The organism is Arthrobacter sp. P2b (assembly GCF_900168295.1).
In the GTDB taxonomy this organism is placed as follows: Bacteria; Actinomycetota; Actinomycetes; order Actinomycetales; family Micrococcaceae; genus Arthrobacter.
The window spans coordinates 107,420-130,278 of record NZ_FVZL01000005.1; the positions used below are offsets into that span (position 1 = coordinate 107,420).

At 68.6% G+C, this 22,859-nt stretch carries 18 protein-coding genes; 6 read left to right on the forward strand and 12 right to left on the reverse strand.

Going from position 1 to position 22,859, the window contains the following annotated elements:
• Positions 1-113 precede the first annotated feature (113 nt).
• Complete coding sequence (locus B5520_RS11030; protein ID WP_079597106.1) at positions 114-1,505, reverse strand: class I SAM-dependent RNA methyltransferase; 1,392 nt, start codon at positions 1,503-1,505, stop codon at positions 114-116.
• Positions 1,502-3,478, reverse strand: coding sequence for an APC family permease (locus B5520_RS11035; protein WP_079597107.1), 1,977 nt, complete (start codon positions 3,476-3,478; stop codon positions 1,502-1,504). The genes B5520_RS11030 and B5520_RS11035 overlap by 4 nt, the downstream gene beginning before the upstream one ends.
• 119 nt (positions 3,479-3,597) lie before the next feature.
• Here B5520_RS11035 and B5520_RS11040 point away from each other — a divergent pair, with 119 nt between their 5' ends.
• A complete protein-coding gene (locus B5520_RS11040; RefSeq protein ID WP_079597108.1) occupies positions 3,598-4,272 on the forward strand; it encodes a potassium channel family protein in 675 nt (224 codons plus the stop codon).
• Complete coding sequence (locus tag B5520_RS11045; protein WP_079597109.1) at positions 4,269-5,027, forward strand: potassium channel family protein; 759 nt, start codon at positions 4,269-4,271, stop codon at positions 5,025-5,027. The genes B5520_RS11040 and B5520_RS11045 overlap by 4 nt, the downstream gene beginning before the upstream one ends.
• A gap of 6 nt (positions 5,028-5,033) precedes the next feature.
• Here B5520_RS11045 and B5520_RS11050 read toward each other — a convergent pair whose 3' ends face one another.
• From B5520_RS11050 to dut, 4 genes are all read right to left on the reverse strand, one after another.
• Positions 5,034-5,801 (reverse strand): DUF3159 domain-containing protein, encoded by a 768-nt coding sequence (locus B5520_RS11050; RefSeq protein ID WP_079597110.1) that lies wholly within the window; start codon positions 5,799-5,801, stop codon positions 5,034-5,036.
• Positions 5,798-6,142 carry an OB-fold nucleic acid binding domain-containing protein gene (locus B5520_RS11055; RefSeq protein ID WP_104443514.1) on the reverse strand — a complete coding sequence of 115 codons (345 nt, stop codon included), beginning with the start codon at positions 6,140-6,142 and terminating at the stop codon, positions 5,798-5,800. Before B5520_RS11055 ends, B5520_RS11050 begins: the two co-directional genes overlap by 4 nt.
• 4 nt (positions 6,143-6,146) lie before the next feature.
• Positions 6,147-6,860 carry a DUF3710 domain-containing protein gene (locus tag B5520_RS11060; protein ID WP_079597112.1) on the reverse strand — a complete coding sequence of 238 codons (714 nt, stop codon included), beginning with the start codon at positions 6,858-6,860 and terminating at the stop codon, positions 6,147-6,149.
• 106 nt (positions 6,861-6,966) lie between these two features.
• Positions 6,967-7,491, reverse strand: coding sequence for a dUTP diphosphatase (gene dut / locus B5520_RS11065; protein WP_079597113.1), 525 nt, complete (start codon positions 7,489-7,491; stop codon positions 6,967-6,969).
• Positions 7,492-7,636: 145 nt separating this feature from the next.
• Between dut and B5520_RS11070 the strand changes: the two genes are divergently transcribed.
• Complete coding sequence (locus B5520_RS11070; protein WP_079597114.1) at positions 7,637-8,125, forward strand: DUF3093 domain-containing protein; 489 nt, start codon at positions 7,637-7,639, stop codon at positions 8,123-8,125.
• Positions 8,126-8,319: 194 nt separating this feature from the next.
• The gene (sepH, locus tag B5520_RS11075; RefSeq protein WP_079597115.1) at positions 8,320-9,687 is read left to right on the forward strand and encodes a septation protein SepH; all 1,368 of its coding nucleotides are present in this window, start codon (positions 8,320-8,322) and stop codon (positions 9,685-9,687) included.
• Between the two features lie 71 nt (positions 9,688-9,758).
• On the opposite strand, the gene B5520_RS11080 is transcribed toward sepH, so the two are convergent.
• Genes B5520_RS11080 through B5520_RS11095 form a run of 4 tightly spaced genes read right to left on the reverse strand, consistent with a single transcriptional unit; the run spans position 9,759 to position 15,181 of the window.
• On the reverse strand, positions 9,759-10,493 hold the full coding sequence (locus B5520_RS11080; RefSeq protein ID WP_079597116.1) for a thymidine kinase: 735 nt from the start codon (positions 10,491-10,493) through the stop codon (positions 9,759-9,761).
• Positions 10,486-11,709, reverse strand: coding sequence for an alkaline phosphatase family protein (locus tag B5520_RS11085; RefSeq protein ID WP_079597117.1), 1,224 nt, complete (start codon positions 11,707-11,709; stop codon positions 10,486-10,488). The genes B5520_RS11080 and B5520_RS11085 overlap by 8 nt, the downstream gene beginning before the upstream one ends.
• Position 11,710: 1 nt before the next feature.
• Positions 11,711-12,454, reverse strand: coding sequence for a DUF5998 family protein (locus B5520_RS11090; RefSeq protein ID WP_079597118.1), 744 nt, complete (start codon positions 12,452-12,454; stop codon positions 11,711-11,713).
• A 42-nt stretch (positions 12,455-12,496) separates the two neighbouring features.
• A complete protein-coding gene (locus tag B5520_RS11095) occupies positions 12,497-15,181 on the reverse strand; it encodes a bifunctional acetate--CoA ligase family protein/GNAT family N-acetyltransferase (protein ID WP_079597119.1) in 2,685 nt (894 codons plus the stop codon).
• 76 nt (positions 15,182-15,257) lie between these two features.
• Here B5520_RS11095 and B5520_RS11100 point away from each other — a divergent pair, with 76 nt between their 5' ends.
• Positions 15,258-17,765, forward strand: a complete 2,508-nt coding sequence (locus B5520_RS11100) for a DNA gyrase/topoisomerase IV subunit A (RefSeq protein WP_079597120.1) — start codon at positions 15,258-15,260, stop codon at positions 17,763-17,765.
• Positions 17,766-17,774: 9 nt separating this feature from the next.
• Positions 17,775-18,293: a DinB family protein gene (locus tag B5520_RS11105; RefSeq protein ID WP_079597121.1), complete on the forward strand. Its 519-nt coding sequence runs from the start codon at positions 17,775-17,777 to the stop codon at positions 18,291-18,293.
• Here B5520_RS11105 and cydD read toward each other — a convergent pair.
• The gene (gene cydD, locus B5520_RS11110; RefSeq protein ID WP_079597122.1) at positions 18,290-21,793 is read right to left on the reverse strand and encodes a thiol reductant ABC exporter subunit CydD; all 3,504 of its coding nucleotides are present in this window, start codon (positions 21,791-21,793) and stop codon (positions 18,290-18,292) included. The two genes, B5520_RS11105 and cydD, sit on opposite strands and share 4 nt — an antisense overlap.
• 1 nt (position 21,794) lies before the next feature.
• A complete protein-coding gene (gene cydB / locus B5520_RS11115) occupies positions 21,795-22,844 on the reverse strand; it encodes a cytochrome d ubiquinol oxidase subunit II (protein ID WP_079597123.1) in 1,050 nt (349 codons plus the stop codon).
• Positions 22,845-22,859: the final 15 nt, after the last annotated feature.

A 22,859-nucleotide genomic window follows, 5' to 3' on the forward strand; every position in this document is an offset into this window, starting at 1 on the left:
GTTGACCGCCTGCTAGTTAGGACGCCCTAATTAGTTCCGGGCCCGAAAATTGCACACGGCCGGCCGTGATTACGGAGCGCGACGTGGGACTACTACGCCCCATAGTAGTGGCATCATCCGCCGGGAGTCAGTAGGGCAACGGTCTCCATGTGATGGGTATGGGGGTAGAGATCGAAGGCCCTGAGCCCCGCCAGGTCCCAGCCGGACTGCCGGAAGTAACCTACATCACGGGCGAACGATGCCGGATCGCAGGACACGTAGGCAATGGCGCGCGGCTGCGACGCCACGAGCTGGCCCACCACCGCCTTGCCGGCGCCGGCCCTGGGCGGGTCCAGGATCAGGGCGTCGAAATTCCGCGGTTTTTGGCGGAGGATCCGCTCCACGCGGCCCTGGACGATCTCCACCTGCGGCGCTGCGTGCAGGTTCTTGCGCGCGTCCCGGCTGGTTCCGGGAGCACCTTCCACCGACAGCACGGAGCCCGTCTCCCCCACTGCGTCGGCCAGCACGGCCGTGAAAAGGCCGGCACCGGCATAGAGGTCTGCCACCACGGCGCCGGCATGCAGGAATCCGCCGCTGTGCAGGAATTCTGTGACAGCCCCCACAAGTGCCCCGGGCGCGTCGCGGTGGATCTGCCAGAACCCGGCACCGGTGACCCGGTAGTCGTGCTCCGCCGCCGATTCCTGCACCCACATGCGGCCCCGGACCTGCCGCACGTCTTCCGTGGCCGGGTCGAAGGAGGCAACCGAGACGTCCTCCGGCAGAGCGGCCGCGATGGCGTTGAGCCGCTTGGCTTTTGTCCCGGGGGCCGGAGCGAGCAGCACCAGCGGCCGGGAACCGTTGCCCGGGGCCGCTACCTCCACCCGTTCGATGCCCTGCAGGTCGATGTCCCATAGGCGCAGGTTGTTGATCGCATCGGTGGCCAGCGGCATCTCCCGCACGGGAACAATGTGCCCGGACCGGTGGGCGTGCATGCCAAGTTTGCCGCCGGGGGTGACCGAAAAGCTGGCGCGCGTCCGCCACCCCAGCCCGCTGCCGCCGTCGGACGCTTCACCCACGGCCTCCACCGCGTTGGCATCCAGCCCCGGCGGCAGGTGCTCGACGCCGGCCAGCCGGCTGAGCTGCTCGGCCAGCACCTCGGCCTTCAGGCTCCGCTGCCGCGCCAGGGCAATGTGCCCGAATTCCGCACCGCCCACGGGCGGATGGCCGTGCCCCCACGCGCGGCGGGCATCGGCCGGGCGCCAGAAGTGCTCCACGCGGTCCGGTGAGGCGTCCAGCACTTCGACGACGTCGGCGCGCCAGAACTTGGCTTTGTCCTCCGCGTCCGTCAGCCGCACCCGGACCTTTTCGCCGGGGATGCCGTGCCGGACAAAGATGACGCGTCCCTCGTGCCGGGCAACGGTGTGGCCGCCGTGGGCAATCGGCCCAAGGTCGAGAACCGCTTCTTCGCCGGCGTGCCCGCCGGCATCCGGCGTCAGGGCTGCTGTGGTGGATGTTCTGGCAATCATTGGACGTCCTGGAGGTTCTTTGCTTCTTCGGATGATTTGAGCTGCCACGGGACACTGGCCACCATGACCCCGGGTTCGAAATGCAGCCGTGTCTTGATGCGGAGCGCGGTCTGGTTGTGCACCAGCTGCTCCCACCACTTGCCCACGACATACTCGGGGATGTACACCACGATGAGGTCGCGCGGTGAATCAAGCCGCATCTGCTTGATGTACTCCATGATGGGGTTGACCGTTTCCCGGTAGGGGCTTGCCAGCACTGTCAGCGGGACGGGGATTTCGAGCTTGTCCCAGTCGGCTACCGTCTGGGCTGTCTCCTCCGCGTCGATGTCCACGGTGATGGCGTCCAGCCGCGACGGCCGGGACGCGCGGGCGTAGGCCAGGGCCCGCAGCACGGGCTTGCGGACGTGGGATACCAGCAGGACCGCATGGACCCTGGTGGGCAAAGCGCGCGGCGATGAGTCCTCATCCACTGCCAGCTCCTTGGCTACGTTGTCATAGTGCGCCCGGATGCTCCACATGATCAGGAAAAGCACGAACATGGCGAGCAACGCGATCCACGCGCCCTGCTCGAATTTGGTGATTAGGACGATCACCAGGACCAGCGCCGTCATGCCGAAGCCGATGCTGTTGATGGTGCGGGACTTGAGCATGCGGCGCCGCACCGCCTTGTCCTTGGCCAGTTTCAGCTCCCGCCCCCAGTGCCGGATCATGCCCAGCTGGCTGGCGGTGAAGGAGATGAAGACGCCCACGATGTAGAGCTGGATGAGCTTGGTCACGTCCGCGTTGAACGCGATGATCAGCACCAGCGCACCGGCTGCGAGGGCCAGGACGCCGTTGCTGAAGGCCAGCCGGTCGCCGCGGGTCCGCAGCTGCCGGGGAAGGTAGCCGTCCTGGGCCAGGATGGAACCCAGAACCGGGAAGCCGTTGAAGGCGGTGTTGGCCGCAAACACGAGGATGACGCCCGTGGCCGCCACCACGATGTAGAACGGAATGGACCCGGACCCGAAAATGGTCTGCGCGATCTGGCTGATGGCGGGGTTCTGGATGTAGCCCTCGGGCAGCGGACTGCCGTTCAGCAGGAACTCGGTGGCGGGGTCCAGGACGATGTGGACCTTGGTGGCGTTGGCCAGGTAGATGATGCCGGCCAGCATCGCGGCGCCGATCACGCCCAGGAGCAGCAGGGTGGTGGCGGCGTTTTTGCTCTTGGGCGGGCGGAAGTTGGGCACGCCGTTGCTGATCGCTTCGACGCCGGTGAGTGCGGCGGCACCCGAGGAGAAGGCGCGCAGCAGGAGGAAGGCGCCGGCCAGTCCCACCAGCCCCTCGTCAAAGCCGGGGGCTGGCACGATGGTGAACGCGGCTGACGGGGCCTCCCCCAGTTGGCCGGTGGCCGCCTGGAAGATTCCCACCGCCGTCATGCCGAGGATCGAGGCCATAAAGATGTACGTCGGGACGGCGAAGACGCTCCCGGCTTCCTTGACGCCGCGCAGGTTCACGAGGGCAAGGACGACGACGCCGATGGTCGCGATGACTGCCTGCTGCCCGTGCAGCGACGGGATGGCAGTGGTGACGTAGGCGGCGGCTGAGGACATGGACACGGCCACGGTGAGGACGTAGTCCACGAGCAGCGCCGACGCCACGGTGAGGCCAGCGTACCTTCCCAGGTTCTCGCCGGCGATTTCGTAGTCGCCGCCGCCGGACGGGTAGGCGTGGACATTCTGCCGATAGGAGGCCACCACCGTCAGGAGCACCACCATCACGGCCAGCCCCACCCAGGGCGAGAACGCCACCGCGCTGACACCGGCAAGGGCCAGGGTGAGGAGGATTTCATCCGGCGCGTAGGCTACGGATGAGAGGGCGTCGGACGCGAAAACCGGCAGTGCGATCTTTTTGGGAAGCAGCGTATGGGCGAGGCGGTCGTTCCGGAATGGCCTGCCCACCAGCACGCGTTTGACGGCGTTCAATATTGTCAGCACTCCACAAAGCTAGTCGGATTCCCGGGTGATGTCATGACGGCATCGGGGCGGCAGGAACCTGCCGGGCTGCCGGTAGAGTTCTAGCTGCACAACCTGGACGGAATTACAGAGGAGATACGGTGGCGCATTTCGTGATCATGGGATGTGGCCGGGTGGGGGCGACGCTGGCGCACACGCTGGAGGATGCCGGGCATTCCGTAGCCATCATCGACCAGGACGACCGCGCCTTCCGCCGGCTCCGCCAGGGTTTCACCGGCCGCAAGGTCACCGGCGTCGGCTTTGACCGCGACACCCTCAAGCAGGCAGGCGTGGATGAGGCCTATGCCTTCGCCGCGGTGTCCAGCGGTGACAACTCCAACATCCTGGCCACCCGGGTGGCCCGCGAAACCTTCCACGTCCCCCACGTCGTCGCCCGGATCTACGATCCCGGCCGCGCCGAAATCTACCAGCGCCTTGGCATTCCCACCGTCGCGGCGGTGCGCTGGAGCGCAGACCAGGTACTGCGCCGCATCCTTCCCGAGCAGCACCTCGCAGGTGACTTCCGTGAACCATCGGGACGCCTGGTCCTGGCCGAACTTGACCTCGACGCCGGCTGGATCGGCCACCGGATCACCAGCATCGAGAAGGCGGCCGATGTCCGCGTGGCCTACCTCACCCGCTTCGGTGAAGGACTGCTGCCTGACGCCGGAACCGCCTACCAGGACGGCGATACCGTGCACGCCATGCTGCAGGTTGACCGCAGCTCGCAGGTCGCCCAGATCCTGGCCAAAGCCCCCGCCAAGGAGATGCAGTGAAAGTCGTTATCGTCGGCGCAGGCAGCGTCGGATCGTCCATCGCCAGGGAACTGCTGGCGCACAAGCATGAGATCCTGCTGATCGACCTCAAGCCGGAAGTAATCGGGCGCAGCGGGCTTCGGGGCGCGCACTGGCTGGTGGGCGATGCCTGCGAGTTGAGTACGCTCCAGGGCGCGAAGGTGGAGGAAGCGGATGTGGTGGTGTCCGCCACCGGCGACGACAAGGTCAACCTGGTGGTGTCCTTGCTGGCGAAGACCGAGTTTGGCGTCGGCCGCACGGTGGGCCGCGTGAACAACCCCAAGAACGACTGGATGTTCAACGATTCCTGGGGCGTAGACGTCGCCGTGAACACCCCGCAGCTGATGACCGCGCTGGTGGAGGAAGCCGTGGAAATCGGCGACCTGGTCCGGCTCCTGACCCTCCAGACCGGCGTTTCCGCGCTGGTCGAATTTACCGTCCCCCATGATTCGCACGTGATTGGCCAGACCGTGGGAGAGATCCGCTGGCCGGAGGATTCCACCCTGGTGGCGATCCTGCGGGACCACGCCCCCATCACTCCCAGCCGTGATGACGTCATCGACGGGGGCGACGAGCTGTTTTTCGTCACCACCATCGCGGCGGAGGACGATCTGCGCGCCCTGCTTTCCGCCGATGCCGCGGAAACGGCCGGTGTGGCGCGTCCAGGTGCCGAAAAGCCGGCAGTTGCCGCGCCCGCCGAGCAGCAGGCGCCCGAGGACGACGGCTTCGACGGCTAAGGGGCGTCAGGCCTTCGCGGCCGGCCCCTCGCCTGCAAGGTCGTCGGCCGGCGCCGGCCGGGTGACCAGCCAGGCGATCCAGACGCCCAGGATGTACAGCGGCGCGCCCATCAGGAGCCGGGTGGTGGCGAGTGCGGCAAGGCCGTCCTGGCCCATCAGGTACAGCGGAACCTGGACGATGAGCCGCAGTGCCAGGACAGCCACGATAATCCACGTCCCCAGCTGATAGGCCCTGAGCCGGTCCGGTTCCTTGCGCCAGTCAAGGCCTTCGTTGCGGATGAAGCCAAAGAGCAGGCCGGCCACGGGCCACTTGATGAAGACCGAGACCGCCATCGCCAGGATGTAGCCCGCGTTGGTGAAGAAGCCGAGGAGGTAGAAGTCCTCGGCCTTCCCGGTGGTGTTGGCCAGCCAGGCGGAAATTCCGACGCCGACAACACCGGCAAGTGCCTGTGTGAGGGGCCGCCGCTGGACGAGCCGGACCACTGTGAACACCGCTGCCGCGGCCAGCGCGGCAATGAGGGACAGCGTAAGTTCCTGGGTGATGGTGAAGGTCACCAGGAAGACCAGGCCCGGCATGATGCTTTCGGCGATGCCCTGGACTCCACCGGCGCTGCGCAGGACATCGACCCGGCCGTCGTGGGTACGGTGCAGGCCGGCCTTGGCAGCGTAGTCGGCGGCGAGGCCGGCAACGGGCGAGGGCTCCTGGGGCGTCCGCGGATCCCTTTCCTGGCCGCTGCCCTCGGACTGGGACGGGTCGGGCTGGGGCGAGGTCATTCGTTCTCCTGGTGGGACAGTATTTCGTAGCGGGGGTTGAACATGGTGGGCATGCCCTCACTGCGGGACAGCATGCCTTCAAGCCGGAGTTCGGTTCCCGCTTCAATGCCCGGCACGCGCCTGCGTCCGAGCCACACCACGCGGAGCCTGGCACGCCGGCCCTGCGCAACTCCCGCCCGTTCGGGTTCGGCGTCGGAAACGATGGCGCTGAAGGCGGCCGTCCGGTCGGCCGGGACGTAGGTGATGGATTCGATGCGTCCCTGGCAGAGCACGCGGCCCTTGGGCGGCAGCTGGCTGAGGGGGGTGATCCCGGCGTCGCCGCGTGATGTTCCCCCTGGCACGGGATCAGCCAATTGCTGTGGTTTCGGGCCCACGCTCTGGTTCCTGCAGGTTGGGGGCAGCCGGCGGCGGCGTGGTGGTTGCGTCCTTGGGCAGCCGCAGCTGGAGCAGGTCACGGGGCGGCATGGGGCTGTCGCCACGGATCACCACCACCTGCCGGAACAGGGCTTCGAGCGGTTCTGCTGCCTCGCGTTCCAGGGCCGCTGCACCGCCGAGGACACCGCGGAGGAACCAGCGGGGACCGTCGACGCCGATGAAGCGGGCCACACGGTAGCCCTGGCTGCCGTCGGGGAGGCCTGCGGGAAGCTTGGCCACGAGTTCGGTTCCGAACGTGCCTTCGATTTCCTCGACCTGGCCGCCTTGGGCGCCCACGGATTGCCCGATCTGGCCGCGGATCTCGTCCCACAGCTCCTCCGTCTTCGGGGCGGCGAACGCCTGCAGCTGGAGGCTGGACCCGTTGAGGTCCAGGGTGACCGCGACAACGCGCTGGGTGGCTTCCTCCACCTCAAGGCGCAGCTGGAGGCCCTCGCTGGGGGTGATCAGGAGCGCGCCAAGGTCAACGTAGCCGTCGCGGCTGCTGATCTCGGATTCGTCGAACGGCCCGCTGGTGCGGCGTCCGATGCCGTCCGCAACGGCCTCTGCGGCGTCCGCGGCCGTCAGCGGCTCGTCCGGTTCGGCTGCCTGTTCCTTCTTGGCTTTCCTGCCGAGCCCAAAGACCATGAGGGGTGTCTCCTTTAATTATGAAAGTTCCGGTCCGGCCCAAGGCGGCCCCGCCGTCGTTCTGTGCTGTCCCCGGCCGGCCAGCTGCCGGCGCAATGAATCAGGCTCAGGGCAGGTTGAAGCCGCCGGTTGACCCGAAGCCTCCCGTGCCGCGCACGGAATCGCTCAATTCGTTGACGGGGATGAACTGCGCATGCTCGACGCGCTGGATGACCATCTGCGCAATTCTATCGCCGCGCCGGAGTTCTATGGCCTGGCTGGCATCGGTGTTCAACAGCGTGACGGAAATTTCACCGCGGTAGCCTGCATCCACTGTTCCGGGGGCGTTCACGATGGTGAGGCCATGCTTGGTGGCCAGGCCGGACCGGGGGTGGATCAGGGCCACGAAGCCGTGTGGAAGCGCAATGGCCACCCCGGTAGGGACAAGCCTGCGCTCCCCCGGCTGCAGGACAACGTCTTCCCTGGCACGGAGGTCGGCGCCGGCGTCGCCCGGATGCGCGTAGGAGGGCGCTTCGAGGCCGGGGTCCAGCATCTTCAGCTGGACTTCGAGGGTGGGAGCCGGAGCGCCGGCGGCCAGGCCTGCGGGCGCGTCGCCGGAAACAGTGTCAAGTGTGGCGGGTTGGTCAGTCACAGTCACTCACTCTAACCCGCGCGCCCGTATCCGTCCTAGGGCGGGCCCTCCATCTCCAGGACGCGCTCCTGCGGACGCTGCCGGCACGTCCTGTGCGGCCGGGCGCCAAGATGAAATAGCCAGGCAAAGGTGGAAAGCTTGGCGCATGCCCGAATCAAGCTCCCCTGCGCCCGTTCCCCACCAGCCGTCCACGGGAGCGCCGGTGATCTACAAAGAGAAGCTCTGGCCCAATGCCTGGATGTGGATCATCGCGGCCGGCGTCTCCGGGGCCGGGATCCTGGTGTTCGCCCCCATCAGTGCGGCCGCAGGCTACACCGCCGCAGCGGTGCTTTTTGCCATCATTGCCGTCCTCCTGATTCTGTCCACCCCCAGCATCGTGGTGACCGATGACGCCCTGACCGTGGGGCGGGCAACCATCGAGCGCAGGTTCGTGGGAGCGGTCCAGCAGTTCCGCGGCGAGGAAGCAACGGCGGAACGCGGGACGCGGCTCAACGGTCTGGCATACCTCTGCATCCGGGGCTGGATCGATCCGGTCGTGAAGGTGGACATCACCGACCCGGCGGACCGGACACCGTACTGGCTGGCCTCCACCAGGAATCCTGACCAACTCACGGCAGCCCTGACCCGCAGGTAGCGCCCGTCCCCGGCTTCGGGCCTGGCCCTTCGCAACCATTGCAGCGGGACCTGCCGCCCTGTTACCTGCCCCTACCTCCCCCGGACGTACCCGGATCCTGCGGAAAATCGCGGCGCGCCCTGCCCCTTGAGCCAAAACAGGTGCAGCGGGTGGCAGAGTTTCGGTTGATAGTAATGCCAGGGTGGAGGATTTGTATGCAGGATCTACGGCTTGTAGGCGTGCACGACGACGGGACGCACCTCCTGTTGAGCAGTGCCGGCGGCGAGATGTTCCAGCTGCCGATCGACGAAGCACTGAGGACGGCGAGCCGGACAACCGGAAAGCGGTCGGCCGAGCGGCCTGCCATTCCCATGTCCCCTCGGGATATCCAGGCACGGATCCGTGCCGGTGCCACGGCAGCCGATGTTGCTGAACTGTCCGGCCTGCCGCTCGCTAAGGTTGAACGCTATGAGGGCCCGGTCCTGGCGGAACGGGAGTACGTGGCGCAGCAGGCACGCAAGGTGGAGGTTGCCACGCCCTCCCCCGGCCACGACGCCTACCGCTCAGCCTTCGGTGACAACCCGGCAACCCTCGCCGAGATGGTGGCCCATCGGCTGTCCGCCCATGGCATCGACCCCTCAACAGTTGAGTGGGATTCCTGGCGCCGGCAGGACGGTACTTGGACAGTTTCGGCCAGTTTTGAGCCGAAAACCGACGGCACGGCGGGCATCGGCGAGGAGCCGCCGGCGCTTTGGACTTTCAGCCCTGCCCGCAGGTCCCTGCACAATGCCAACCGCTGGGCGCAGCAGCTCAGTGAACTTGAACCTCTCGACGGCCCCGTCCCCGCCCGGCGCCTCTCGGCCGTGTCAGACCGGCCCTTCGACTTTGAAACCGATGCGGACACCGCACGCACTGGCCCCGCCAGCCACACCGCGCCTGTCCAGTCTCCCGGCAAGGAGTCGGACGGCCTGCTGGACATGCTCCGGTCACGCCGCGGACAGCGGCTGGGCGTGGACGAGGATTCCGACGACGCCCTCGCAATGCTGCTGACGCACGGCGTGCCGGCCGCCCATCCGCGGCCCTCGGAAGTCATTCCGGAACCGGAAGAGCAGGACCCGGAGCCGCAGGAAAAGAACGACGACGCTCCCGCCGCCAAGGGCGATTCCTTCATCCGCCGGCGTGACACCCGCCCCTCGATGCTGTCCAGGCTCAGCCTCATTCCGCCGCACCATGATCCCACCGAAGAGGCCTTGCGGCTGCACGACGGCGTCAGCACCGAGACGCGCGAAATCACCATCGTTGCGTCCCCCACGCGTCCGTCCGTGGCCACGCCATCCGCTGAGGGAGATGGCGGGCCCGCACTCGGTACTGGCGCAGCAACGGGCACATCCCCGTCTTCCGGTGCCGGACTCGACGAACTGCTGGGTGGAAATGTCCGGCGCAGGGCATCACGCCACGACGAGGGCTCTCCTGCAACAGGCCAGTTGCCCGAGACGGACGCCCCGGAACGCCAGCCGTCCAGGCCCAAGCGTTCCAGTGTGCCGTCCTGGGATGAGATCGTCTTCGGCACCCGCGGCGACTAGCACGCTCCACCAGCCACCGAAGTTCCATCGCCCACCAGCGGCCCGTCAGTTACTGTGGCAGGCCCTAAGAGCTATGGGGCGCCTTGTCCCGTGCCGGGTCCGCCCGCGCCGCGCCACAGGCAGGCGTCCACCTCGAAGGGCAGCAACTGGTCCTGCTCAGCCATGAGATTGGCGCCGTGCGCCGTGACGCGCCTCATGTAGTGACGGCGGCACAGCGTCTCGTAGCCCACTACCGGAGTACTGCCGGCACCGGCGGAAGCGGTCGTTTCCAGTGCCATGTCCACGTCGCCCACCACCACCTGCGCGCCCTCGGTGACCATCACGCCGTCGACCGTCCTGGCGTTGTGCGTGGCACGGCGGCCGCACCAGCACAGCGCCTCCACCTGCAGCACCTGCACCCGGTCCGCCAATTCGATGAGCCGCTGCGATCCCGGAAACAGCCGGGTGCGGAAATCGGCGGTGATGCCGAAGGCGAAAACGTCCACGTCAATCTCGTCAACCACTTTGGCGAGCTGTTCCACCTGCTCGGGCGAGTAGAACTGGGCTTCGTCACAGATGAGGTAATCCACGCGCTGTCCCTGGGTGCGCCGCCGCATGACTTCCTCCCAGAAGTCAGTACCGTCGCCCACTTCCACGGCGTCCTTTTCCAGGCCAAGCCGGCTGGAGATCCGGGATTCACCGGCGCGGTCGTTCCGGCTGAACCGTACCCCGCTCCGTCCCCGCGCGCGGTGGTTGTGGTCCATCTGCAGTGCCAGCGTCGATTTGCCGCAGTCCATGGTGCCGGAGAAAAACACGAGTTCAGCCACGGCGTGGGCCCTTGCCGCCGGCCTGGAAAAACAGCAGCGGAACCTCCCGCTCGGCTTTCGTCAGCGAGCCGTGCTGGCCCACCACCTCCATGGCGGTTGGACGGCTGCGCCGGGTGTCGTACAGGGCAAGGCTGTCCCGCGCCGCGATCATGATGTCACCGATCCTGCCTTCGACGGCGGGACGGACGTCGCCGAACAGGCCGGCGGCCAGCGCTTCTTCCCGCGTGAAAACCCAGACCCGTCCGCCGAACCGTGCCCGCCAGGCGGCGAGCAGGCGGTCCCGGTCGCCGCCCTCCTCCAGGTACAGGTGCACCATCCTGGGCTCGCCGGCAGTGTGCCGGACGCCGTCCACCAGGGCGGGGTCGGCCGAGAAGTCAATCCGGTGCTGCTCGGGCACGTCCAGCATGCCGTGGTCGGCAGTGAGCAGGATGCTGGTGCCGGCCGGAAGCGAGGCGTGAAGCCGCTTCATGGTGGCATCGAGCTCCTCAAGCTGGTGCTCCCATTGCTCCGACTGGCAGCCGTAGCGGTGTCCGGCCTTGTCCAGGTCGTTCAGGTAAAAATACATCAGCGACGGGCCGGAACCGGCCATGGCGTCGGCGGCGGCAGCCGTCCGGGCGTGGGCCGTCGTGGCCGGCAGGAACCGGCCGCCGCGGAGGGCGGCCCGGGTCATGGGCGAGTCGCCGAACTGGGGCAGGCTGATGGTGGTGACGTCCACCTGCCCGGCAGCGCGCTCCAGCACAGTGGGGAAAGGCTGCCACTGCTCCGGGTCCACACCCGGATCCCAGTTCCCCAGCAGGTTGACCACCTTGTCCTGCTCCGGATCGAGTACGTCGTACCCCACCATGCCGTGCTGCCCGGGAGGCAGGCCCGTCCCAAAGCTTGCCAGCGCGGCTGCGGTGGTGGAAGGGAACGCGGAGTCGAGCCAGACCGGGATGTCACCCTGGCCGCCCTGGATGACCGACCGCAGGAACGGCGTGTGCGCCGTTTTCTGCTTCAGCAGGTTCCGGCCAAGGCCATCGGCCAGGACCACGCATACTTTTGAGGCGGCGGGCAGGCCCAGCGTGTTGGCGAAACCGTCGATGCCGAGGCTTGCCGCCGCGCTGGTGAGCACGTCGGCGACAGACCGCCGGCCGTAGGCCGGTGCCGGTGGGAGGCCGGAAGCCTGGCCGGCGGGGGCGGAGGGGACGCTGGGGACGGAGTGGCGTTCTTCCGGCATCTCAGCGCTGCTGGTGGCCGCGGCTCAGGCGCGTACCGAAGACACCGGCGCGGGGCCTTGGCGGCAGTGACTGCACGTGCGGAACCGGGCTGCTGGAACCCGTGTTCACCGCGCGCAGCGCGCGGGCAAACAGTTTGGCGTCCTGGACCGCCTGCAGGCCGTCCGCCTCCGCGCTGATCCGCAGGACGATGTCCTCCTGGGCGATGGTGCCCGTGTAGCCGTGGTCCGCTTCGCACTGCGGGTCACCGCAGCTGGCCGGACCCATATCCAGCCGCTGGCCGCCGGACCAGGCAATGGACAGCGTCAGTTCGCGGACCGGATCGGAGGGCTTGTAGTCCTGCGGCTGGGCATACATGTAGCTGAGCACCACCGAACGGATCTGGGAGACAGGCACGGATTCGGTGGAGATCTGCGCGACGATCTGTTCGCCGGCCTCGTCCAGCTGCTGGTCGTCAACGTGCGTGATCACCAGCATGTCCGCGGTGAGCACCAGCACCGTGATGTGGCGGCGGACTTCGGCGCGGTCAAAGTGCGTTTCCAGGTGCACCAGGTGGGCAACGCAGTCGCGGCCGTCCAGGGCATCGTCCACGACATCGGCCACGAGGCGCGGGTAGAAACCTGCCTTCTGCAGGGCGCCATCGAGGCTCTGGCCCTGCGAACTGTGGCTATGTGAGCTGTGGTGGCGGACGGCCTGGTTGTCATTGCCGGGCGTTTCGGGGGCCGACGCGGGAGGCTGTGAGCTCATTACCCTATTTTCACAGATGGCCCCGCCACTTTGCTAACCGCCTCAGCCCAGCATGGCCCGCCGGGCGCTGTCCGTCCGCTGGGCGGCGTTACCGATCCGGACGTCCGCGGCCAGGATGGTGGCCCCTGCCGTTCCGCACAGCACCGGGTTGAATTCCACGAGGGCGATCTCCGGGTGGTTGTCCTTCATCCAGGCGAGCCTGCCGGCAAGGTCTTCGAGTGCCTGCACATCAACGGCCGGCAGTCCCTGGTAGGCGAACAGTTTCCGGGCAGCCCGCGGCGCGCGGATGAAGTCGTGCACGTCCGCGGCGGACAACGGCGGCACCCGGTGGGACCAGTCATCCAGCAGGCTGGTGGCGTCCCCGGCCAGCCCGAACGAAATCACGGGACCCAGCAGCGGGTCCTCGATGGCCCGGAAGGTGCAGGCCTGGCCCACGGGCGCCATGGACTGTACTTCCAGGGACGGGTCGCCGTAGGCGGCGAGCGCCCGGCGCATCTGCAGGACGTTTTGGCGCAGGGACTCCGGGTCCTGGATATCCAGGCGGACGCCGCCCAGGTCCAGCCGGTGCCGGAGGGCGGGATCGGTGGTCTTCAGCGCCACCGGCCAACCTAGGGATTCAGCCGCCTCAACGGCCTGGTCCGGCGTGTCGAAGCCCACCGACGGGAGGACTGTGATGCCGTAGTGGCCCAGCAGGGACGCGGCCGCCGCCAGGTCAAGCTGTTTGAGCTGTTCCCCTCTGACGTCCCGGAGCAGGACCCCAAGTTCGGCCTGAGCGCGCCGCGGGTCGCAGCCGTCGGGCTCCACGAAATGTCCCTGGTCGCGGGATGCCCACTCCGAATACCTGACCACGGCCGCGAGTGCTGCCACTGCGGCGCCGGGGTTGGAGAAGCAGGGGACGGTCTGTTCCAGGGATCCCACCATGCCTTCCACGTAGACCGAGGAGTCCAGGATTCCGGTGAACGCCGCCACCACCGGCTTTCCGGCCACCGCGGAGCATTCGGCGAGGACCTCGGCGATGCTGTCCACGGTGAGGCCGCGGGCCGGGAGCAGTGCGGCGACGGCCGCGTGCACGGTGTCCGATTCCAGGGTCTTGAGGACCGCGCTGCGCAGGGCCGGCAGGGCGATCGAGCGGCCGGCGTCGAGGTCCACTCCCGTCACCAGCTCTGTGACACTGAGCCCGTGGTCGGCGGCGCTGTCAGCCACCACCTTGCCCAGCGCCTGGGAGTTGCTGAAGATCGCCAGGCCGGGCCCGGCCGGAAGCGGCTGGCCGGAGACAACCTGCGCCACGTCCACCAGCTGCTCAACGGTCTCCACCCGGATCACGCCGGACTGGCGCAGCATGGCGTCCAGCGCCCCGGCCGGAGCCTGGGTGGTGCGGACTGCATGGCCCGGGGGCAGGCGCAGGCCCATCGTGTCGGACTTGGCCACGATCACCGGCTTGGTGCGTGCCAGCCGGCGGGCCAGGCGGGAGAACTTGCGGGGGTTGCCGATCGACTCCAGGTACAGGCCCACGGCGGCGGTGTCGGCGTCGTCCTCCCAGTACTGCATCATGTCGTTGCCGGAGACGTCCGCCCTGTTTCCCGCCGAGAGGAACGTGGACAGGCCAAGCCGACGCCGGCTGGAAGCGGCGTACAGCGAGACGCCGATCGCTGCGGACTGGCTGAACAGGCCCAGGCCTCCGCGCAGGGGCAGGGTGGGGGCCATTGAAGCGTTGAGCGAGACGTCCGGGTGCGTGTTCACGATGCCCAGCGAGGCAGGGCCGATGACGCGCATCCCGTTCGCCCTGGCCTGCCGCACCAGGTCCCGTTGGCGCAGGAGGCCGCGTTCGCCGTCGTCCGCGAAGCCTGCCGAGGCCACCACCAGGCCCTTCACGCCCGCCGCCGCGCACTCCGCCACCACACGCGGAACTTCCTCGTAGGGAACGGCGATCACGGCCAGCTGCACCGGGTCCGGCACTTCGGACAGGCTGCCATAGGACATCATGCCGGCCAGTTCCAGCGCCTCGGGGTTGATCGCGTAGACCGGACCGGGGAACCCGCCTTCGATGATGTGTTCGAGGAGTTGGTAGCCGACCGTCCCCCACTTGCGGCTGGCCCCGATGACGGCAACGGACGACGGCGTCAGCAGGTCGCGGACACTCCTCGCCTCCGCACGGTGCTCGCGGGATTCCATTACAGCCCGGGATTTCTCGGTGGGGTCGATGTTGAACTCGAGGCTGACCACGCCGTCGTCGAAGTGGCGCTTCACGTCATAGCCGGCGTCGGAAAACACCATCAGCATCTTGCGGTTCTCCGGCAGCACCTCGGCGCTGAACCGCCGGATCCCGTTTTCATGCGCCGCAGCGGCCAGGTGTTCGAGCAGGATGGAGCCCAGTCCCCTCCCCTGGTGGGCGTCGGCGATGTTGAACGCCACCTCCGCCTCGGCGGGGTCATCCAGCCGGTCGTAGCGGCCGATCCCGATGATCTCGTCCCGGCTGGTGATGACGAAGGCCACCCGGTCCTTGTAGTCCACCTCCGTGAAGCGCTTGAGCTCCTTGCTGGACAGCCTGGCCTTGAAGGCGAAGAACCGCATGTAGATTGAATCCTGCGACTGGCCCATGTGGAAGGCCTGGACCGCATCGGCGTCCGAGGGATGGATGGGGCGCAAATGCGCGGTCCCGCCGTCACGCAAGACGACATCGGCTTCCCAATGTTCCGGATATTCGCCGTCCCCGGGCTGATCCACCATAGGCTTAGCCTAGCCAAAAACTTCCGCAGCACCCCCGAACGCTGCACAGTAACCCCCAGAAGGATTTACCCGCCCCATGGCCCGCCGCCAAAGTTCAGCCCCTCCCGTGGACAACACCCCCTACACGGAGAACATCGTGGATATCGATGTCACCTCCGAAATGGAGGGCTCATTCCTGGAGTACGCCTACTCCGTGATCTACTCACGGGCGCTTCCGGATGCCCGCGACGGGCTGAAGCCGGTGCAGCGCCGCATCCTGTACATGATGAGCGACATGGGCCTGCGCCCGGACCGCGGCCACGTCAAAAGCGCGCGCGTGGTGGGCGAAGTCATGGGCAAGCTGCACCCGCACGGCGACACCGCCATCTACGACGCCATGGTGCGCATGGCGCAGGACTTCTCGCTGCGCCTGCCGCTGATCGACGGCCACGGCAACTTCGGCTCGCTCGACGACGGCCCCGCGGCTCCGCGGTACACGGAGGCCAGGCTGGCCGCCGCGGCCCTCACGCTCACCGACCACCTCGACGAAGACGTGGTGGACTTCGTCCCCAACTACGACAACCAGCTGACCCAGCCGGATGTCCTGCCCGCCGCGTTCCCCAACCTCCTGGTCAACGGCGCCACCGGCATCGCCGTCGGCATGGCCACCAACATGGCCCCGCACAACCTGGTGGAGGTGATCTCGGCCGCCCGGCACCTGATCGCCAACCCCGATGCCACGCTGGATGACATCATGCGCTTCGTGCCGGGCCCGGACCTGCCCAGCGGGGGGCGGATCGTGGGCCTGGACGGGATCCGTGACGCGTATGCCACCGGCCGGGGCTCCTTCAAGACCCGGGCCAAGGTGGAGGTGGAGCAGCTGACCGCCCGCCGCACCGGCCTGGTGGTCACCGAGCTGCCGTACATGGTGGGCCCGGAGAAGGTGATCGAAAAGATCAAGGATGCTGTCAACGCCAAGAAACTGACCGGCATCAGCGACATTGTTGACCTGACGGACCGCAAGCACGGCCTGCGCCTGGTGATTGAGCTCAAGAACGGCTTCAACCCCAACGCCGTGCTCCAGCAGCTGTACCGCTACTCGCCGATGGAGGACTCCTTCGGCATCAACAATGTCACGCTGGTGGACGGCCAGCCCCAGACGCTGGGCCTGGTGCAGCTCCTGACCGTCTACGTCAACCACCGGATCGACGTGGTGCGCCGCCGCACCGTCTTCCGGCTGGGCAAGAAGAAGGACCGCCTGCACCTGGTGGAGGGCCTCCTCATTGCCATCGTGGACATCGACGAGGTCATCCAGATCATCCGGTCCTCGGACGAGGCCGCCGCTGCCCGTGCCCGCCTGATGTCCATCTACGACCTCACGGAGATCCAGGCCAACTACATCCTGGAGCTCCGGCTGCGGCAGCTCACCAAGTACTCCCGCATCGAGCTGGAGAAGGAGCAGGACGAGCTGCGCCGCGAGATCGCGGAACTGGAAGCCATCCTGGGTTCGGAGGAACGGCTCCGCACCCTGGTCTCGGACGAGCTCGGCGAGATCGCGGAGCAGCACGGCACCCCGCGCCGGACAGTGCTCCTGGAATCCGAAGCGGTCTCCCCCACCGTTGCTGCGGACATGGCCGCCGTGACGGGCAAGAAGGGCAAAGCCGTGCCGCTGGCCCTGGAAATCGCGGATGACCCCTGCTGGGCGATCCTGACGGCGTCCGGCCAGGTGGCCCGCACCAGCAACCAGGAGCCGCTGGCCGAGGCCGGCCCCCGCAGCAAGCACGACGTGTTCACCTCCGTGGTGAAGACGTCGGCGCGCGGGGAGATCGCCGCGGTCACCTCCCAGGGCCGCATGCTCCGCCTCCAGGTCATGGACATGCCGGTCCTCCCGCCGATGTCGGGGCTGCCCAACCTCGCCGGCGGAGTCCCGGCCCGGGAATTCATCACCCTGCTGAAGGGCGAGACGCTGGTGGCGTTCGCGCCGCTGGATGAGGTGCTGGCCATCGGCACCGCCCAGGGCGTGGTGAAGCGCGTCCAGCCGGACTATCCCCTGAACCGCGAAGACTGGGAAGTCATCGCCCTGAAGGACAAGGATTACGTCGTGGGCGTTGCGCCGGCAGGAGCGGATGACGCGGAGCTGGTGTTCCTCACCAGCCAGGCGCAGCTGCTCAAGTTCGGGGCGGCCGCCGTACGGCCGCAGGGCCGCACCGCGGGCGGCATGGCCGGCATCAAACTCGCCGCAGACGACCGCGTGCTGTTCTTCGGTGCCGTCCAGCCCAAGGACGAGGCCGCCGTCGTGGTCACCATAGCCGGCACCACCAGCGCCCTTCCCGGCACCGCCCCCGGTACGGCAAAAGTGACCGCCTTCTCGGAGTACCCCGCCAAGGGACGCGCCACCGCAGGAGTCCGGGCGCACCGGTTCCTGCGCGGCGAGGACACGCTGCTGCTGGCCTGGGCGGGGCATGGCCCGGCCAAGGCATCCTCGGCCGCCGGTGTAGCACGGTCCCTGCCGCAGGAGCACGGCCGGCGTGACGGGTCCGGCGTCCCGCTGTCCCAGCCGGTGGAGGCGGTGGGTCCCGCGATGGCCTGGCCGGATCCCGCTTAGACTGCTTCCATGCCTATCGTTCCTGATGAGAAGGACTGGACCTGGGTCCTGACCCGCCCCTGCCCGGAATGCTCGTTCGACGCCTCCACCGTCACCCCGTCCACCGTCCCGGGGAGCATCGAGAACATGCTTCCCCGGTGGCGGGCTGTGCTCCGCCGGCCGGATGTGGCGGAACGCCCGGACGACCAGACGTGGTCAGCGCTGGAGTATGCCTGCCATGTGCGCGATGTCTTCAGCCTCTTCGACCAGCGGCTCAACCTGATGCTGGATTCAGACGACGCCCGGTTCGAGAACTGGGACCAGGACCAGACGGCCATCGACAAGGACTACGGCAGCGCCGACCCCGCGGTTGTCAGCGCCGAGCTCACGGCTGAGGGGAAGCAGGCGGCGGAGTCCTTCGCCGGCGTCCGCGAGGCGGAGTGGGAACGCACGGGGCTGCGCAGCAACGGCTCCAGGTTCACTGTCCTGACGCTCGCCCAGTACTTCCTGCACGACGTCGTCCACCACCTCCACGACGTGGACGGCTAAGCGTCCCGCACGGTTGTCCCCGCCCGGGAGGCCACCAGGCCTTTCCCGGCCATCTCATCCTTCGGTTCCGCACCGGCCAGGACCAGCCGGGCATCCTCCGGATCAATGTCCGCCGGGTTGTGCGTCACCAGCACCACGGTGCGGTGGCTCAGCCCGGTCCGCAGGTCGGCCAGCATGGCCCGGGCTGATTCTGCGTCCAGATGCGCTGTGGGCTCGTCCAGCAGGATGACCTCCGCCCCCGTCATCAGCGTGCGGGCGACGGCCAGGCGCTGGCGCTCCCCACCGCTGAGGAAGGCTCCGCCGGGGCCGATCCGGGTGTCCAGGCCGTCGGGCAGCCGCTCCATCAGGCCGGTGAGCCCCACGGCAGCGATGACGGCTTCCATGTCCGCGTCCCCGCGGGTTCCGGCACTGGGGCCGTTGCCGCTTCCGGCGGGGCTGCCCAGCAGAAGGTTGCCGCGGATGGTCGAGTCGAAAAGGTGCGCCTCCTGGGGGCACCAGGCTGCCTGCCCGGTGACCCGCGCCTGTCCGGCGGCGGCGGGCAGGAAACCGAGCAGGACCGAGAGCAGCGTCGATTTGCCGGAACCGGACGGCCCCGTGACGGCCAGCCAGCGCCCCGGCTCCGCCACGGCGTCCAGGCCGGTGAACACGGGTGCGCCGCCGGGCCAGGCCGCCGCCAGGCTTTCCAGTTCGACGCCGGGCCGGTTGCTGCTGCGCGCGGGTACCGGCTGCAGTCCGTCGGCCTTGTCTCCGGCGGTGCCGGCCGCGTCCAGTGCGCCGGACCCCCCTACCCGCCGGAGGACTGTCCGCAGCGCCGGATACTGGCGCACCGCCGTCGTCATGGCTGCGTAGGGTTCCACGAGCGCGAGGAGCAGCAGGACCACCACTGCTGCGGTGGCCGGGGCAATCCGGCCGTCCAGCACTGCCGGGGCTGCCAGCCAGGCGGCGGCGAGCGCCGCGGCGCCGCAGCAGGCGGTGGTGATGGCGTGGCCCAGCCCGTCCGCCCAGGCAGAGCGCTGGGAGGCCCGGGTGGCGCTTCGGTCCCTGGCCTGCAGCCTGCCAAGGACCAGGGGCGCCACACCGTTGGCATGGAGTTCGGCGCGCGCGTCAAGCGCTGCCGAGACCTGGCGCAGGACGCCCGAACGCAGCACCTGCTCCGCGGTAGCGGATTTCCGGTCGCCCCAGAGCGCAGCGGCCGGTGCCAGCACCAGGCTTGCGATGCCGGCGCCAACGGCGGCGGGCAGCGCAGGCGGCACCAGCTGCCACGTGGTGACCACGGCGAGCACCGACACGGCCACGGCGGTGACGGGCGGCAGGACCACGCGGGGCAGGAGGTCGCGGACGGTGTCGACGTCGTCAATCACCGTTCCCAGCACGTTGCCGCCCTGGAGCAGGCGGCGCAGCGCAAGGGCGCGGCGGCTCAGCGACTCCCAGAGCCGGCCGCGGAGCCGGGTAAGGGCGGCGAAGACGGCGTCATGGAGCAGGAGCCGTTCCCAATACCGGAGCACGGCGCGTCCGATGCCAAAGAAGCGTACGCCCACAATGGCGGTCAGCAGGTACAGGATGGGCGGCTGTTCGCTGGCACGGATGATGAGCCAGCCGGACAGGCCGGACAGGGCGACGGCGAAGACCGCGGCCAGGGTGCCCACGAGGGCCGCTGCGGCGAACTTGCGCTGCACGGGTGCCAGGAGTGCCGCCAGGAGCCGGACCGGGCGGTCAGTCCGGGCTTGTGAAGCCCCGCCGGCGGCCGCGCCCGCGTCTGCAACAGCAGCGGTGGTCCCGGGGACGGCGCCGCCAGCTTGCGCTGCTGGGGCGGGAGCGGCAGGGACCGGCAGGGCTGCAGCGTGCACAGGCCTGTCCGTGCCGGGGTCGCGGCCGGCGCCCGTGTCAGCGGGCGAAACCGGCACCAGGTGGTCGGCGAGGTTCCGGGTGCGTTCGCTGTGCGCCACCAGGATCACCGTGACCTGTCCGCGCAGCCTGCGGATGGCGTCTTCCACCAGCATCGCCGAGACATCGTCCAGGTGCGCGGTGGGCTCATCAAGCAGGAGGACGTTTGCCCCGGCTTCGATCCTGGCGAGCCCCCGGGCGAGGGCCACCCGGCGCAGCTCGCCGGGGCTCAGCTCGGCCGGGTGTTTGCCGGCCAGGTGCCCGGCAGCGGCCTTCACAAGGCAGGACCGGGCAGCGGCCTCCGTGCGGGCACGGTCGCGGGAGTTGCGGGCATTCGCCGAGAGGTAGAGCACCACCTCGTCGAGGACCGTTTCCGCCACCATCACCGGGTGCTGCGGCACCCACGCAACGGCGCCGCGGTCCAGGCCCTTGACGGAGCCGGTGATGGTGGTTCCGCCACCGTCCCCGATGGTGCCGGCCAGGACGCCCAGGACGGTGCTCTTTCCCGCTCCGCTGGGTCCGTCAAGGGCGGTGATCCTGCTTTGCGGCGCGTCGAAGCTGAGGGGGCCGACGGCGGCCCGGGACCTTCCGCTGTAGCTGACCGTGAGTCCGGTGACAGTGATGGGGGCGCCGGGCCGGCCTGCGGGGACGGCAGCGAGCGGCCGCGGTTCGGGCGCGCCGGTCACCGCCGTCACCTCGGCAAGGGCCACCCGGCCGTCGTCGCTGGCGTGGTGGGCGGTGCCGAGCTCGCGCAGGGGAAGGTAGCAGTCCGGGGCGAGGATGAGCGCCAGGAGCCCGGCTTCGAGCGGCATGTCGCCGTGCACCAGCCGCACGCCGATGAACACTGCCACCACGGCGACGGAAATGGTGGCGATCAGTTCCAGTGCCAGGGCGGACATGAACGCCGTGCGGAGGGTGCCCATGGTGCGGGAGCGGTATTCCTCGGAAATCTCTTCCAGTGCCTTGCGCTGGGCGGTGGCGCGGCCCAGCCCTACCAGCACCGGCAGGCCCTTCGCGAGTTCCAGCATGTGCGCGGACAGCCGGGCCAGCGAGGCCTGTGCCTCGCGCACCTTGTCCTCGGTGTACCGGCCGATCAGCACCATGAACAGCGGCACCAGCGGCACGGTCAGGACGATCACCACGGCGCTGACCCAGTCGGCGAAAAGGATCCGTGCGCCCAGCAGCAGCGGGATGGTGGCGCAGTTCACCAGGGCGGGCAGGAACTGGGTGTAGTAGCTGTCCAGGGCGTCCAGGCCCCGGGTGGCCAGCACCGCCAGGCCGCCGTCGGCCGGGCCGGTTCCCCTGGCGCCGTTCCGCAGGGCGCGTTCCAGGAGCCCCGAGCGCAGCTCCTCCTTGATGCCCAGGGCAGCCCGGCGGGCGGCGACGGCCTGCCCCCAGACGGCGAGCGACCGGAGGACGACGCCGGCCAGTCCCGGCACGATGTGTCCGGCCAGGACGTCTGCGGTCAAGTCCGGCTCCCCGCCGGCCAGCCCCGCCAAAACGGAGGCCACGGCCTGGCCGATGAGGACCAGCGACAGCGCCTTGAGCGCCGCCATCAGGCCGAGCCAGTACAGGGCGGAACGGGTTGCCGGACCGGAGGGGAACGTTGGCCGCACGTCAGCCCTTTGTGGTGAACGCCTTGGCGGCGACTGCGGGCAGGAAGCTGTGGGCTTCCGGTATGGAGTCGGCGCTCACCCTACGGCGGAACACCCAGTAGGTCCACGCCTGGTAGGCGATCACCAGGGGCAGGCCGAACGCGGCGACGATGCTCATAAGGCCCAGAGTGTAGTCCGAGGAGGAAGCGTTTGAAATGGTGAGGTCAAAGGCCCCGTCCAGGGTGGACGGCAGCACCACGGGGTAGACCGCTCCGAAGATGGACACCGTGCCGAGCACCAGGAAGGCGCCCAGCGCCAGGAACGCTTTGCCTTCGGCGCCGGTGCGGGCCTGTGCCCAGGCAGCCGCTGCCGCGGCAACGGCGAGCACCACCGCGGCCCAGGTCCATGGCTTGCCCTCCATGAACTGGATGCTGAGCGCCCAGGCGGCGATGGGCAGCAGCAGGACCGGAAGCAGCCGGACGAACCATTGGCGGGCGCGGTGCCGGATGTCGCCGTCGGTCTTCAGTGCCAGGAAGGCCAGGGCGTGGACCAGCGAGAAGCCCACGACGGCGAGCCCACCCAGCACTGCGTAGCCGCTGAACCAGGCCAGGGGCCCGCCCTCGCGGTCGCCGTTGGCATTCAGGGGCAGGCCGGTGGTGGTGAGGGCAAGGGCAGCGCCAATGCCAAAGGCTGCGAAGAACGATCCCAGGGCGATGGCCCAGTCCCAGCGGGCGCGCCAGCGGTCTGTGTCCACCTTGCCGCGGTACTCGAAGGCCACGGCACGGAAGATCAGGGCAACCAGGACCACCAGCAGGGGCAGGTAGAGCGCGGAGAACAACGAGGCGTACCAAAGCGGGAAGGCAGCGAACGTGGCGCCGCCGGCCGTGAGGAGCCACACTTCGTTGCCGTCCCAGACGGGACCGATGGTGTTCAGCAGCACGCGGCGTTCGGTGTTGTTGCGGGCAAAGGTCTTCATCAGCATTCCGACGCCCAGGTCGAAGCCCTCAAGGAAGAGGTACCCGGTCCACAGCACCGCAATGGCGATGAACCAGATGGTTGGCAGCAGTTCCATTCTTCGTTTCCTCTT